The sequence below is a fragment of the Nitrosomonas ureae genome (genome assembly GCF_001455205.1).
Classification (GTDB): Bacteria; Pseudomonadota; Gammaproteobacteria; order Burkholderiales; family Nitrosomonadaceae; genus Nitrosomonas; species Nitrosomonas ureae.
Genome location: NZ_CP013341.1, coordinates 154,558 through 169,008 on the forward strand (window position 1 = coordinate 154,558; position 14,451 = coordinate 169,008).

The following is a 14,451-nucleotide window of genomic DNA, read 5'->3' on the forward strand; positions in this document are numbered from 1 at the left end:
AATGTTAGTTGATGATCACGCCATGATTAGGCACGGCATGGCAATGCTGATTAACATGGAAGCGGATATGGAAGTCTCTTGTGAAGCAGGAGATGGTCCGGAAGCCATTGAAATTATCAAGAAAAATATCAAGGAAAAAATTCCAATTGATATATTGATCTTGGATGTTTCACTTAAATCAGTATCCGGGCTTGAAATAATCAAAAGCATCCAATTATTAGCCCCCTCATTGCCTGTATTATTTATTTCGATGCATGATGAATCTGTCTACGCTGAACGTGCATTAAGAGCCGGTGCTCGTGGGTATGTCATGAAACAGGAGCCTAGAAATGTTCTGATAGCAGCGATTCGTGAAGTATTGAAAGGTAATATTTTTCTGAGTAAAAGTATACAAGAACAAGTATTAAGGCGAATTGCAGTGAGAGGCTATAAGCAAGAGGCTACGGTAAGTGCGCTGACTCCCAGTGAATTCGAGGTATTCCACTTAATTGGTCTTGGCTATAACAGCCATGAAATTTCAAACTTATTATCCCGTAGCGTTAAAACGATAGAAACACATCGATTTAATATTCGTACTAAATTGAAATTGAGAGATACGGGAGATTTAATACGTTATGCAACCAAATGGTTTGCAGATCAATAATAAATCTCCCTGCTCTGAATTCTCAGCACTGAATCAACGAAGAAAACTGTTGCAAAGTGAAATACCATAATAATTCACAATTATTTCAGCCAGATTTCATTACGTAACCAAGAAATCCTAATTCCATATACAAGAAGGATAATTCTTAGGACAAGCAGCTTTTAGGCCGCCTGACGGAGTGCTTTTTTGTTTATTAAAGCGCATGACCTCAAGAACATCATCGACATACTCAGGGAGGCGCTGCCAGAATATGTAATTGGATTTTAATTCGTCGCGTGCGAATACAAGAAGCTCCTGAACGGTGGGCACATGGCCTTTTTTATCGCCACGAGTATTTAAATAATTGACCTTCTCCACTGTCGGCGCAATAGGTATGGTTCCTGAGAGCTGAGAGAAATGGCGGTATGCACCTTGAGGGGAATAGGGATTGGGAGGAAAATTGAGACCCGGCTCATCCGGATAAACATCCGGGCAACCGAGCGCCCCACCCATTTTTACCATCGCGGTAGTGATTTGCTTGAGATATTCGCGCGGATAATTGATTTCCTGAATGGTCATGGTGTTGGGGAAGAATGTCCGTGCTTTTTGCTGCACAATGATTAAATTGTCGAACCATTTATCAGCCTGAGCCGCTGTCAGCGGTTTCACCGCTTGCCCCATAGCCGTTTCGATCATGCCGATACCTTCAAAATTCGGATGCGAGTTGTAGCGTTTGCCCAGTGCCTTGAATAAGGCGATCAGACGGTCACGTACATGAGGGTTCCATAATTTGATGTTATAACCGTCTATCGTTTTAGATCCTCCCCAGTCATTAAATGCAAATGCGCCACCCTCATATTTAGGGGCTTTTAAATAATTCGGTATGAGCTTCCAGTCAGCTTCAAATGATTTGGTCTGCACTTGAATGACCAGACGTTTGTTCATTTTAGTAAGCTTGGCAAGATGCTTATCGATGGAAGAGAAATCATAGACACCCGGTGATTTCTCGATCCAACCCCATAAGTAACGCAGTTGCATGCCCCGCAGAGCAGGGGTTTCTTTTAATTCCTTATAAACTTTTGCCATGTAGATCGGGTCATCATTAGCCCAGTTTTGAATGGTGTAATAATGGCCAGGGTTCCATTTTATTCCCGTAGTACCGGCAGGCAGTGGAGCCGCATGCACTATTCCAGTGAATGCAATAGCCATGCCTATGACGAATAACGCTGTAATGAATATAGCGTTCATCCGTTTGCGTACAGTCGGTAAGATAATGTTTGGTTTCATGAAATTCTCAACTTTCATTTAAGATTCCTTTGATGAGTTTGAAGAAGTGGTGTATTGCTCAAAGTTTGGATCAATGCTTCGGAAGATTGACCGATTTATTGCAATCAATCTGCAAATGAAAACTATTTACATCTCTGATGTTCATAAATAATCTTTTCTTCCTAATACAATCCCTTAATTTGAGCGCCGTTATATTCGCGATTGCAAAGAATCGCGGATATTGATCAAAAACACATTATCAAAAAAGAGATAATGAGCGCTATTTAGAGCAGAAAACTTCTGAATAAGAACTGCCCGCTCTTTTTAATACGTGGCAAATTGATTCATTTATCATCAACTTGCCAATTGGCATGGAAAATGTGGTGTACACAGTTAACCATCGAGAGTTTGTTCTGCAATGACTTGAGTTGCTGACAGTATTCATGAAATACTGCTTATGAATGCCACAAAAGTACTTGCTGAATATTACTGGATCACCCGTTGCTCGGGTGATCCTTCGGATAAGATGTTGGAAGGCTGTTTTCCGCCATAACAATCAACAGCCAGTAGTCCAACAAGTCATCTGTAATAGCCGCAGCCTTGATCTGACAAATGTCCATTTTGGCAAAACATTGCCGAATCCAGCTACGGCTATTACAGACGACTCGTTGGTATTGAGTTTACTTAAATTTAGTTTCTTAAAATTAAAAACTTAGATCGTCAAAGTAATACTTATTTAATGAGACGGGGTGAAGCTTTCTTGGGATAAAAACTACCCAATAATAAGTAAATAATGAATAGCGCTGCCCCCATCAAAACTTCGTCGCTTAATTGAATTAAGCTTATATTAACGTTGACAGCAGGATGCTGAATATTCATATACATTACAAATAAAGTAAGCAGCATTGTCATTAAAGAAAAAATAAAAATTTTCTGAATTGCCATATTAACCTCCCATTACGAAATGAAATATTTTGCGCATAATGATCTGGATTTTAATTAACTAATCCGTACCAGCATTATTGAACAATCCACCTTCTTAATTAACTCCTCTGCTACAGAGCCAGAAAAGAAGCGCTCAAGTCCTTTACGATTTGAAGTGCCAACTACAAGCAAATCCGCTTTCCATTCTGTTGCTGATTCTGCGATTGCCATACTGATTGCATTCAGACCGTACTGATCATCAACGACGAGAAGCTTTGTTTCGATTTCTAAGCCATTGATATTTGATTTTGCTTTTTCCAATACTTCAAGCCCTGCTTCCTGGCTGGACTCAAGATCATCATTATTAATACAATGCGCTATACATAAGGATGCCTTGAAAGTTTCAGCAATTTTTGTGGCCACTGTCAGGGCCTGTTTTGAGAATTCGCTCTCATCAATTGCAATATAGACTTTTTTGTACATGATTAAATTTTATAAGGTTTATTGAGGTTTTTTTGTAGCAGTGCTTTAGCAACGCGCTGCACACTGCCACAAACATGATTGAAACTTTTCTTATTGCAAATTCGAGTTATCAGTCTTTAAACTACGAAAATATCTTTTTACAACTTCTCTTCCAGGCATATGATCATGTTTTGTATAAACCATATAGTGAATGACACCGTGGATTACCATTGCAGCCAACAACCCTTCAAAGATACCCACCTTAAACACTAAACCTGCAGTAATCACTGCCAGGATCAGTGCATATGAACCATAATGCGTCACATGGACCAGTCCTGCTATCATCTTATAACCCGTGAAAAGCATGATCGCTGCCAATGCAAATTTTGGTAAAAAATCAAGATATTGCACATTAAAGGTGAAGAAACAAACAACGCAACCGATGATTAAAACTGAGAATTTAGTCATGGCGCCAGCCAGTCTGTTAGTTGTACTCTTGGCAAGACCATCCAGATTTGTCATGCCATGGAAGAAGCTTGAACCAAGATTAGCAACCCAGATCGCTAGCAAGCTATTGTTACTATTGGTTTTGCGTTTCAGCGGATCAATTTTCTCAATTGCTGCATTACTCATTACTTGTTCGATCACATCTACGATTGCCAGCATCGCGCAGAATAGAAGCATGTAAACCATCATCATCATGGTGACATCTTCTGTAGGTAACGGTAGTTTTAAATAAAGATCAACGTCTTCAACTGAAATCATAGGAACATTCACAAATTGCGCCAGAATCACCCCCCCTATGATAAGTGCGAAGTAAGGAATTGCAGGCTGCCTATCCTTGAATTTTGAAAAAAGAAATAGGAAAAAGGCAGTCCCCGTAGCGGATATCGCCACCATTTGTATACGTGCTTCATTCCAGAAATCCTCAGTCACCATTTCTGCTGGAATTTCGTAGGTAAACTCAGAGAATTTCAGGAAAATTTTTAGTCCAACACCGGCCAGTAAGCCTTCTACCAGATACACTGGCACCGCCACAAGCAAATATCTTTGCCAATTGAATTTCCATATAACCGCTTGCATTACCGCAGTCATGAAAATGCAGAACGCCATATTCTCCCAACCGAAAGAAGCTACTCCAAGCGCCAGGACGGGAGCAAGTCCGGCGGCGATACCTGGCGATCCGATATAATTACCCGGCCTAAACCACGCGAACAACCATCCTATCAGTGAAGCAAACACTACTGTGGCCAAGCCCACTTTAATAGGATAATCAGACATGATAGCGATCCCGATTGATAGTGGAATCGCCATTGCACCCGTTATTAAGCCGGCAGCAGTATCACGAAAAAAATATTGGGCCTGAAAAGCAGCAGATCCATACCCGCCCGCGTTTATATCTTCTAGATGGCGCTTGCTTGCTGATGATTCTTTATCGATATGCGTTGCCATAAGTTAATTCCCCTCTCCAAATACAACCAATCTGTTAAAAATTATAATTAATGAATTAAGACCAATTTTTTAGTTACTAGGATATTTTTTGTTGTCCATGTTCATCAATTTGTCATTCTATTTTTTACAAACTGATTCACAAACATAGTGTTAATGACAAAATTATCCCTTTGCGATACGAGAGAATACTAATCCCGCGTGCAATTGGCTGTATATTGGGCAAAGTATTAAAGTAAGTAGGGGAATTAATTATCCAAACTAAAGCTATTACTTAGGTTTTCTAAGTATTTCTATTAGATTGGGTAAGAAACAGATGAAGAATTTTGTAAGTGATCGATCTATTAACTACAAATCGAAGGGATTATTGCTAAAAACAGCTAGGAGGCACTGACAAATTACTCTATAAATAGTTATGGATGATATTATTCATGCTATTGATTATTATATATAATTCCCCTATCATTGTAAAAATAAATTTGTATACCTGCGAATTATTCTCAATAAAAAGCTTTATTCGAATTCTCTACGTTTTCCTATACACATACTGAAAACCATATATGAGCATATCAATTTCTGTTGCATGACATTTTTGAATACCCTTAATACTCTTTTGTAAATACGGAGCGCACAAAGAAGGTTTGGATTAGATAACTTACATATAAAGCGAGAACAATATCGGACAAAAGATAACCTGCAATGATGCTGGGTAACTGTGAAATTAATATAATTGCAGAAACAATCAAAATGATCATATAAATTTGATTATGAATCATAAAATTACCCTCACATAAAATGCTATAAATAATTACCTGAGAAACTCGATGAAGCTCATGTGCATAACATTATAGACCAATATTAACAAAAAATTCACATTTATTTCACAAAAAATTCACAACATGGGGAAATTTCGTGTTTAATGAGTACATACCTTAAACTCATTAAAAATTTACGCCTCACTTTTAATGCTCTATCTCGAATTTGAATCCTCGAAAGCAATATTGAAAAAGTAATATGTAGTTATAATGAACACAACAATATAACGGGAGTTCATTATTTTGAGCTGAATGAAAATAGCGGTATCTTACTGATTGAACAAATAACCGATGCCTCTCTATCATTGTTAGATTAATTTATGGTATTGATTCGTAATAAACAATTATTCAATTTTCATTTGACAGTGGTATGTCAAATTTTAGCAAAAAGGAATTAACATGCTTCGCGCACTTTTTATGCTGATAGTCTTTGCGGGTATGCTTCAGGGTTGTGCAACTTCCAGAGAGGTATTTCTTGCTGATGGAGCCAAAGGATATAACATCAATTGCAGTGGCTCTGGAAGAAACTATAGTCACTGCTTGGAAAAAGCCGGGGATATCTGCGGCACACGAGGATATCACGTGCTGAATCAGCAGGGCGATATCGTTCCTCTTCCTCAGGCAATTCGTGAATTTAGAGCAAATGCCCAATCAACTTCAATCGGATTTTTAACGCAATCGGGTTCGATAGTAACTCGCAATTTATTTATCAAATGCAAATAAACGCAAGTACAGTCGATAAAAATACTTATTCAAGAAAATCCATCACCCCATTCACACCGGCCAGCAATACCTCTATCGTGGATGAGCATATTTCAGTCTACTCACACCATACTTCGCACTGTTCTCAATTTTCAACGTAATCATGCTGCTCGACAAATCGATAACGTCTCTATAGTAATTCCTCGAGAACCTGTCCGCTTTAATCAATGAATAGGCCCACTATCACAATACATACAGTGTTTTTACGCTACGCTAAATTAAGTTAGAATATACGCTTTTTAGAATTTATCTTATGGGGAGTTCCTGAATGTCAATGGCTGACCGTGACGGTGTGATCTGGTATGACGGAAAGATGGTTCCCTGGCGGGATGCCAATACGCATGTATTAACCCATACGCTGCATTACGGCTTGGGCGTTTTTGAAGGGCTGCGCGCCTATGAAACCGCGCAAGGATCAGCGATATTCCGCTTGCAGGAACATACTGACCGTTTGTTTAACTCGGCGCATATTTTCATGATGAAAATACCTTATAGCAAGGATGTCATCATGCAGGCGCAATGCGATGTCGTGAAACAAAACCAATTGACTTCCGGTTATATTCGCCCGATCGCTTTCTACGGCGCCGAAGCAATGGGGCTTTCCGCCAAAACATTATCCGTGCATGTCGCCATTGCCGCCTGGCCGTGGGGTACGTATTTGGGTCCAGAAAGCCTGGAGAATGGCATTCGCGTCAAGACTTCGTCGTTCACCCGACATCATGTCAACATTAATATGTGCCGCGCCAAATCAGTCACCACTTACGCCAATTCAATTCTCGCCAATCAGGAAGTCGGATTGAATGGATATGATGAAGCATTGCTGCTGGATGTTGAAGGGTATGTTGCAGAAGGATCGGGAGAAAATATTTTTATTATCAAACAAGGAAAAATTTACACACCTGATCTGACTTCCTGCCTGGAAGGCATCACTCGCGCATCCATTATTGAATTGGCGGCAGAAATAGGCATTCCCGTTATTGAGAAACGCATTACACGCGATGAAGTTTACTGCGCGGATGAAGCCTTTTTCACCGGCACTGCTGCCGAAGTAACGCCCATTCGCGAATTGGATAACCGCATTATCGGAGCTGGTAAGCGCGGGCCGATTACCACGCAGCTACAAACGCTATTTTTTGATTGTGTCAAAGGTAAAGCCAAGAATCACGCCGACTGGCTTACCTTGATTTAATAATGCACCATTGGAGCTAATTTGTATGAATCAACAAACCAATAATAAAGCCCGAGAGATCGAAGTGACTACTGACGACTTACCACTCCATTGCCCCATGCCATCGATGCTGTTATGGAATTCCCATCCACGCGTTTTCCTACCGATCGAGGCCACCGGAGAAGCGCTTTGCCCATACTGCGGTACCCATTACACGCTGAAAGGCGGCGCTGCATCAGGTCATCACTGAAACCCACGGATTCATGAGGAAACCTGCGTTTTGATGATCAACTGCAATGCGACCAATATCGATTTACCGTGCTGTATTAACCACTCTTTTTTCGGATTTACTAAATAATGCCAACCATTCCTCACGAAATTTTTAAAGCTTATGATATCCGCGGTATTGTCGGCAAAACCATCACCGTAGAAAATGTCGAAAGAATCGGTCATGCCATAGGCTCCGAAGCGCGCGCCAGAAATCTTAGCGCGATTGCAATCGGCCGCGATGGCAGATTATCAGGTACCGAACTTTCCCAGGCACTTGCACGTGGCATCCGCAACAGTGGAATCGATGTGGTGGATGTCGGTATGGTCGCAACGCCCATGCTCTATTTCGCCGCACATCAACTCTGCCAGTATTCCGGCGTAATGGTGACCGGCAGTCATAATCCACCTGAATATAATGGCTTCAAGATTGTGCTGGGCGGTCAGACACTGGCAGCTGAAACCATCCAGGCCTTGCGAATACGTATCGAAAATAATGATTTAACCGACGGAACCGGCAATTATTCCGAGCAGACTATTGTCAGCGCTTATCTCGAACGCATCACGCAGGATATCCAATTGAACCGTCCGCTCAAAATCGTTGTTGATTGTGGCAACGGCGTGGCGGGCGCATTCGCACCGGCGCTGTATCGCGGTCTGGGTTGTCAGGTCACTGAATTGTTCTGTGATGTGGATGGATCTTTCCCCAATCATCATCCTGATCCATCCGTACCCGAAAATCTCAGTGACGTTATTCATGCGTTAAGAACCACCGATGCCGAAATCGGCTTAGCTTTTGACGGCGATGGCGACCGGCTGGGCATCGTAACCAAGAATGGCAATATCATTAATGCCGATCGCCAGCTTATGTTGTTCGCAGCAGACGTATTATCGAGAAATCCCGGTGGAAAAATCATTTTTGACGTGAAATGCACCCGTAACCTGGCACCTTGGATTAGCAAACATGGTGGCATCCCTGTAATGTGGAAAACCGGACACTCATTTATCAAAGCCAAACTCATTGAAGAAAAAGCTCTGCTGGCTGGAGAAATGAGCGGACATTTGTTCTTCAAGGAACGCTGGTATGGTTTTGACGACGGATTATATGCCGGTGCACGGCTACTGGAATTGATGAGCCGCGTAGCGGATATTAACGCCACACTGAACGATCTTCCCGACAGCCTTAACACACCGGAAATACAGGTACGCACAACTGAGGGTGAAAATCATGCGTTGATAGCACAGTTACAACAGCAGGCAGTTTTTAGTAATCCGCAACAAGTCATTACTATTGATGGATTACGCGTTGAATACAGCGATGGATTTGGCTTGGCGCGCGCTTCCAATACCACACCCGTGATCGTGTTGCGTTTTGAAGCGGATAATGAAGCCGCGCTCAAACGTATTCAGGAAGATTTTCGCCACAATATTCTCCAAGCAAAGCCGGATGCTCAACTACCCTTCTAACTTGCAATAATACCGCGGCAAATCATGTATATTGCCATTGCTCAGATTAATTGCACGGTAGGGGATATTGCAGGAAATGCAGCCAAAATACTGGTTGCGGTAAAACAAGCCCAGCAAGCGGGTGCAGCGTTGATCATCACACCCGAATTGGCTTTATCCGGGTATCCTCCTGCGGATCTGCTGCTGCGCGAAACATTTTGCCAATTGTGCCAGCACGCCCTGATACAACTGGCACAATCGATTGACGACATCACACTGATCGTGGGTCATCCCAGTTTCGACGAGAACAAGCTTTATAACGCCGCATCGATCATTCATAAAGGTCAAATTCAACATACCTATCACAAAAGAATTCTCAATAAATCGCCTTTTTTTAACGAAACCTATTACTTTGATGCAGGTACCCAACCCTACTTGTTTGAGCTCGAGGGCGTAACATTCGGCATTGATATTTGCGCCGATTTCTGGCTAGGTCATTTGCCCGCGGAAACAGACCACCCTCAGCCGGATATCGTATTGGTGCTCAATGCTTCAGCCTATCATATCAACAAGCAAGTATCCCGCTATCAAACCACGCACCAATTCATCAAGCATACCGGTATCTCCGTTATCCACACCAATCTGATTGGCGGGCAAGATGAACTGGTTTTTGATGGGGCATCGTTTGCCATGAATGGACAAGGCGAACTTACGCATCAACTGGATGAATTTGTTGAAACCATCGAGTTAATCGAAATTCAGAACAAGCAACCGGTAAAAGGCAAATTAATGCCGACACAATCCCCTGTAGCCAGTATCTATCAGGCATTATGTTTAGGGGTTCACGACTATGTCCGGAAAAACGGTTTCCCCGGTGTGTTACTGGGACTCTCCGGAGGGGTGGATTCGGCGCTCGCACTTTCGATTGCTGTGGATGCATTAGGCGCGGACCAGATCAGAACCGTCATGATGCCGACACGTTATACCGCCGACATGAGCCTGGAAGACGCCAATGAAATGGTGAAATTATTAGGAGTCAAGCATATCGAATGCAACATAGAGCCCCTATTTGACTTGTATCTAAAGAAAATTGCCGAGGATTTTCATATTTCACCGGACCCGGCTGATTTTAATACCATGCCGGAAAATATTCAGGCGCGCATCCGCGGCACTTTATTAATGGCGCTATCCAATTACACCGGCTCAATGGTGCTGACTACGGGCAACAAATCGGAAATGGCAGTGGGCTATTGCACCCTGTATGGCGACATGGCGGGCGGCTTTGCAGTACTAAAGGATATCAGTAAAACTCTGGTTTATCAGTTGTGTGAATATCGGAATCAAATCCAACGTGTTATTCCTGAACGCATTATCCGCCGCGCGCCATCGGCTGAGTTGCGCTTGAATCAGACCGATCAGGACAATCTGCCCGCGTATGAAATTTTGGATGGAATTATCGAAGCCTATGTCGAGAAGAATCTTACTCCGGCTGAAATCATTGCATTGCATTACGACGAAGCCGATGTCACCAAAGTCATCCAATTAATCCATAGTAACGAATACAAACGCCGCCAATCTCCTCCCGGCATTCGCATCACGCATTGCGATTTTGGTACCGCATGGCGTTATCCTATCGTATCGCATTCCGGAACTTGGGCAACCCTTACTGCAGAGTAAGCATCCACGGAACTCGGAAAACAAATCGATATCCTATTATCATGAAATTAGCTTGTTTGATAATTGCGCTATCGATCCTGTTTCCGATCAATAGCTTAGCGCATGAATTGCCCGAATTGGGAGACGTATCGCAAGCTTCCATTACGCCCCATCAGGAACGGCAGCTGGGCCTGAGAATCATGCGTCAGATCCGTGCCGACCCAAGCTATATGGATGATCCCGAAATCGCCAGCTATCTTGGCAATCTGGGTCATAAATTAATCGCCAATTCAAATGAAGCCAATGCCAATCAATTGTTTGAATTTTTCGCGCTCGATAATCCGGCAATCAATGCATTTGCATTGCCCGGAGGCTTCATGGGTTTCAACAGCGGTCTGATTATCGCCGCGCAAAGCGAATCCGAATTAGCGGCCGTAATGTCGCATGAAATTGCGCATGTCACGCAGAAACACCTGGCACGCATGATCGCTGCGCAGAAATACGATCTAGTCAAGTATATAGCAGCGCTGGCAGTCGCCATTGTCGCCTCGCGCGCTGATGCCCAGGCAAGCCAGGCAGTATTGGTTGCCTCACAAGCCAGTATGATCCAATCAAAACTGGATTTCACCCGTAACCATGAAAAAGAAGCTGATCGTATCGGTTTAAGCATTCTATTAGATGCAGGATTTGATCCACAAGGCATGGCGGCTTTTTTTGAACGCTTGCAACGAGCTGGGCGTTTTCATGAAAACGGTGCGCCTTCTTACTTGCGCACACACCCGATCACCTATGAGCGCATCGCGGATATTCAAAATCGCACACGCGAAATGCCTTACCGGCAAGTTCCGGATAGCCTCGATTTTTTACTGGTACGCGCCAAGTTACGCGCATTGCAAGGAAATGCACGTGATACCGTGCGGCAATTCAAAACACGCCTGGCAGAGAAACGCTATAGCAATGAAGCGGTTGAACGTTATGGCTATATTCATGCGCTACTGCGTGCAAAAAAATACAAACAAGCCGACGCTGAACTCACACTCCTGTATCAAGTTTTGCATAGCGATCCAACTGCATCTGCGCTGACTAATCATCAGCTGGGAAAAACCGTACGGATTGAATCCAAAAACGTTATCGCCGGTGCAATGATTGAAACACTCTCAGCGCGGGTTAAACTAACCAATGGAGAAACAGCTGAAGCTTTCAATGCCTACCAAACAGCATTAAAAATTTATCCGCAATATCGGGCACTGATCCAGGGCTATGCACAAGCATTAATAGAAAACAAGAAAATTGAGGTAGCGCTTGAATTTATTACCCACAAATTACAACTGATACAAAATGATGCGCAATTGTTTAGCCTGCAAGCCCAATGTTACGAGCTATTAGGTGATAAAATGCTCAAGCATCGTGCGCTCGCCGAGTCTTATCTGCTCAAAGGACATTACGCGGGGGCTGTTGATCAACTGAAAACCGCGCTACAAAACAGTAATGGTAATTTCTACCAACTTTCCAGCGCGGAAGCACGTTTGAAGCAGGTAGAAATACTCCGGGAAGAAGCAGATAAAGCGGAAAAATAAAAGAGCCCGGAGAATCTTCAATGTTATATTCGCCGTGCATGCTCGAGCATCCTATTGCTACTGATCGGGCGGCCCAATTGAATTTAAACTAGACCTCTCAAATGGTTATTGCTGGCACAAGAAAAATCATCATTGTTCTAATACTGGTTACCATTGCCGCCGCCTATTGGTATGGCGGTGACACTCAAGAATCGTTAGCGAACAAATATAAAACCCGGAGCATAGAACGTGGCGATATCATACAAACCATCTCCGCGAATGGTACGCTTACCCCTGTTGTGCTGGTCAACGTAGGCACTCAGGTTTCCGGAACGGTCGCTAAATTGCATGCGGATTTTAATGATCAGGTGGAAATCGGACAAATTCTGGCTGAACTCGATCCCGCCATACTTAGTGCGCAATTGCAGCAATCCAAAGCCAATCTTCTCAATGCGCAAGTTGCGTTAAGAATTGCTGAAAGCAAATTAAGGCGCTATCGGTTATTGAAGGAAAAGGAATTCATTTCATCCGAAGCATTAGAAATCATTGAGCAGGAAAATGAAGCCGCACGCGCGCAACTGGCCATTAACAAAGCTCAGGTCGAGCGGGATCAGGCCAATCTCAATTACAGTGTGATTCGCTCACCGATTTCAGGTGTCGTCATCGCACGGGATGTCGACATCGGTCAAACCGTTGCCGCCAATTTTCAGACTCCGATCTTATTTCAAATCGCCAAAGACCTGCGGCAAATGCAAATCAACATCAGCGTTGCCGAAGCGGATATCGGTCAATTGCACATCGGCCAGTTGATTAATTTCACTGTGGATGCCTTTCAGCAGCGGAAATTTTCCGGTACGGTCAAGCAAGTCCGGCTCAATCCGACCATACAGGAAAACGTCGTGACTTATAACGTTGTGGCGATGGTCGATAATGATGACGGCACATTGTTACCCGGAATGACCGCCAACATCCATTTTGTCGTCAAGCAAAAAAACGACGTACTGCGTGTCCCCAATGCAGCTTTAAGATTCCAGCCGAAAAACTTGGAGTCAGGTGAAAGCGGAAAATTAACCCAATCCTCGCAACAACCCACGGTATATCTGCTGACGGAAAATCACCCTTTGCCGAAGACCGTTACCACCGGCATCACCGATGGCAATTTCACCGAAATTATCAGCAGCGAAATCAAAGCGGGGGATAAGGCGATCCTCAGTGAAGTTGCTGATAAAAAAGAATCCGAAAGCAAGTTCAAATTACGGGTATTTTGATGTCTTTGACTCAGCCCACGCATTCCACTCAGTCGCTCATTCAATTAGAGCGTCTTTGCAAAAGCTACAGTTTGCAGGATGCGCATGGCAAAACCATTACCACCCAGGTTCTGCATCATATCGACCTGACCATTCGTCAGGGTGAGTTTGTCGCCATCATGGGGCATTCGGGATCGGGCAAATCCACCCTGATGAATATACTCGGCTGCCTGGATACGCCGACCAGCGGTTCATACTGGCTGTCCGGTAGGAACGTTGCGGCACTTTCCAGTAATGAATTAGCGCAAATTCGTAATCGAAACATCGGCTTTGTATTTCAGGGATTCAATTTGCTCAAGCGTATGACGGCTCTCGATAATGTTGCAACACCCCTGCTCTACGCGGGGATCAGCCGCTCCAAGAGCCGCCAGCAAGCATTGGAATTCCTGCGCCGCACCGGCCTGGAAGATTTCGCCATGCATCAACCCAACCAACTGTCCGGGGGGCAGCAACAGCGAGTTGCCATCAGCCGCGCCTTGATCAATCATCCCTCGTTGATCCTGGCTGACGAACCGACCGGCAATCTGGATACGCAAACCAGCAATGACATTATGCAGTTATTCGAGCAACTCAACCGCGATCAAGGGATTACCATCATACTGGTCACACATGAGAACGATATTGCAGCCTACGCGAAACGTTTGATCCATTTGAAGGATGGGCGCATTACGATTGACAGTCACTCTACCGTAGCAAGCAATACCCTGACATGACGTTAAACAATCTGGGTGGGATTGAATACCGTTCAGTT

Annotated in this window: 12 protein-coding genes; 9 read left to right on the forward strand and 3 right to left on the reverse strand. The window is 43.6% G+C overall.

The features are described from left to right. Window position 1: 1 nt before the first annotated feature. Entirely contained in the window at window positions 2-643 is a 642-nt protein-coding gene (locus tag ATY38_RS00820; protein ID WP_062557621.1) for a response regulator, read from the forward strand. Window positions 644-760: 117 nt separating this feature from the next. On the opposite strand, the gene ATY38_RS00825 is transcribed toward ATY38_RS00820, so the two are convergent. From ATY38_RS00825 to ATY38_RS00840, 3 genes are all read right to left on the reverse strand, one after another. After that, window positions 761-1,927, reverse strand: coding sequence for a hypothetical protein (locus ATY38_RS00825; RefSeq protein WP_062557622.1), 1,167 nt, complete (start codon window positions 1,925-1,927; stop codon window positions 761-763). A gap of 960 nt (window positions 1,928-2,887) precedes the next feature. Then, window positions 2,888-3,295: a universal stress protein gene (locus ATY38_RS00835; protein ID WP_062557624.1), complete on the reverse strand. Its 408-nt coding sequence runs from the start codon at window positions 3,293-3,295 to the stop codon at window positions 2,888-2,890. Window positions 3,296-3,385: 90 nt separating this feature from the next. Next, entirely contained in the window at window positions 3,386-4,726 is a 1,341-nt protein-coding gene (locus ATY38_RS00840) for a SulP family inorganic anion transporter (RefSeq protein ID WP_062557625.1), read from the reverse strand. A 1,211-nt stretch (window positions 4,727-5,937) separates the two neighbouring features. Here ATY38_RS00840 and ATY38_RS00845 point away from each other — a divergent pair. The 8 genes from ATY38_RS00845 (at window position 5,938) to ATY38_RS00875 (ending at window position 14,413) form a co-directional block, all read left to right on the forward strand. Continuing rightward, complete coding sequence (locus ATY38_RS00845) at window positions 5,938-6,261, forward strand: hypothetical protein (protein WP_062557626.1); 324 nt, start codon at window positions 5,938-5,940, stop codon at window positions 6,259-6,261. A 307-nt stretch (window positions 6,262-6,568) separates the two neighbouring features. Next, window positions 6,569-7,489: a branched-chain amino acid transaminase gene (locus ATY38_RS00850; RefSeq protein ID WP_062557627.1), complete on the forward strand. Its 921-nt coding sequence runs from the start codon at window positions 6,569-6,571 to the stop codon at window positions 7,487-7,489. Window positions 7,490-7,514: 25 nt separating this feature from the next. Continuing rightward, complete coding sequence (locus ATY38_RS15325) at window positions 7,515-7,718, forward strand: zinc-finger domain-containing protein (protein ID WP_074701667.1); 204 nt, start codon at window positions 7,515-7,517, stop codon at window positions 7,716-7,718. A gap of 107 nt (window positions 7,719-7,825) precedes the next feature. Then, entirely contained in the window at window positions 7,826-9,202 is a 1,377-nt protein-coding gene (locus ATY38_RS00855) for a phosphomannomutase/phosphoglucomutase (protein ID WP_062557628.1), read from the forward strand. A 24-nt stretch (window positions 9,203-9,226) separates the two neighbouring features. Next, window positions 9,227-10,858, forward strand: coding sequence for an NAD+ synthase (locus ATY38_RS00860; RefSeq protein ID WP_062557629.1), 1,632 nt, complete (start codon window positions 9,227-9,229; stop codon window positions 10,856-10,858). Between the two features lie 41 nt (window positions 10,859-10,899). Then, complete coding sequence (locus tag ATY38_RS00865; protein ID WP_062557630.1) at window positions 10,900-12,414, forward strand: M48 family metalloprotease; 1,515 nt, start codon at window positions 10,900-10,902, stop codon at window positions 12,412-12,414. Window positions 12,415-12,515: 101 nt separating this feature from the next. Next, complete coding sequence (locus tag ATY38_RS00870) at window positions 12,516-13,661, forward strand: efflux RND transporter periplasmic adaptor subunit (RefSeq protein ID WP_062557631.1); 1,146 nt, start codon at window positions 12,516-12,518, stop codon at window positions 13,659-13,661. Next, the gene (locus tag ATY38_RS00875) at window positions 13,661-14,413 is read left to right on the forward strand and encodes an ABC transporter ATP-binding protein (protein WP_062557632.1); all 753 of its coding nucleotides are present in this window, start codon (window positions 13,661-13,663) and stop codon (window positions 14,411-14,413) included. The genes ATY38_RS00870 and ATY38_RS00875 overlap by 1 nt, the downstream gene beginning before the upstream one ends. The last annotated feature ends 38 nt before the right edge of the window (window positions 14,414-14,451 follow it).

Excerpts from the sequence above, each read along its gene's own strand:
- ATY38_RS00835 (WP_062557624.1), bottom strand. The coding sequence starts at position 3,295 with ATGTACAAAAAAGTCTATATTGCAATTGATGAGAGCGAATTCTCAAAA.
- ATY38_RS00865 (WP_062557630.1), top strand. The coding sequence starts at position 10,900 with ATGAAATTAGCTTGTTTGATAATTGCGCTATCGATCCTGTTTCCGATC.
- ATY38_RS00850 (WP_062557627.1), top strand. The coding sequence starts at position 6,569 with ATGTCAATGGCTGACCGTGACGGTGTGATCTGGTATGACGGAAAGATG.
- ATY38_RS00855 (WP_062557628.1), top strand. The coding sequence starts at position 7,826 with ATGCCAACCATTCCTCACGAAATTTTTAAAGCTTATGATATCCGCGGT.
- ATY38_RS00840 (WP_062557625.1), bottom strand. The coding sequence starts at position 4,726 with ATGGCAACGCATATCGATAAAGAATCATCAGCAAGCAAGCGCCATCTA.
- ATY38_RS00875 (WP_062557632.1), top strand. The coding sequence starts at position 13,661 with ATGTCTTTGACTCAGCCCACGCATTCCACTCAGTCGCTCATTCAATTA.
- ATY38_RS00870 (WP_062557631.1), top strand. The coding sequence starts at position 12,516 with ATGGTTATTGCTGGCACAAGAAAAATCATCATTGTTCTAATACTGGTT.
- ATY38_RS00825 (WP_062557622.1), bottom strand. The coding sequence starts at position 1,927 with ATGAAAGTTGAGAATTTCATGAAACCAAACATTATCTTACCGACTGTA.
- ATY38_RS00860 (WP_062557629.1), top strand. The coding sequence starts at position 9,227 with ATGTATATTGCCATTGCTCAGATTAATTGCACGGTAGGGGATATTGCA.
- ATY38_RS15325 (WP_074701667.1), top strand. The coding sequence starts at position 7,515 with ATGAATCAACAAACCAATAATAAAGCCCGAGAGATCGAAGTGACTACT.
- ATY38_RS00820 (WP_062557621.1), top strand. The coding sequence starts at position 2 with ATGTTAGTTGATGATCACGCCATGATTAGGCACGGCATGGCAATGCTG.
- ATY38_RS00845 (WP_062557626.1), top strand. The coding sequence starts at position 5,938 with ATGCTTCGCGCACTTTTTATGCTGATAGTCTTTGCGGGTATGCTTCAG.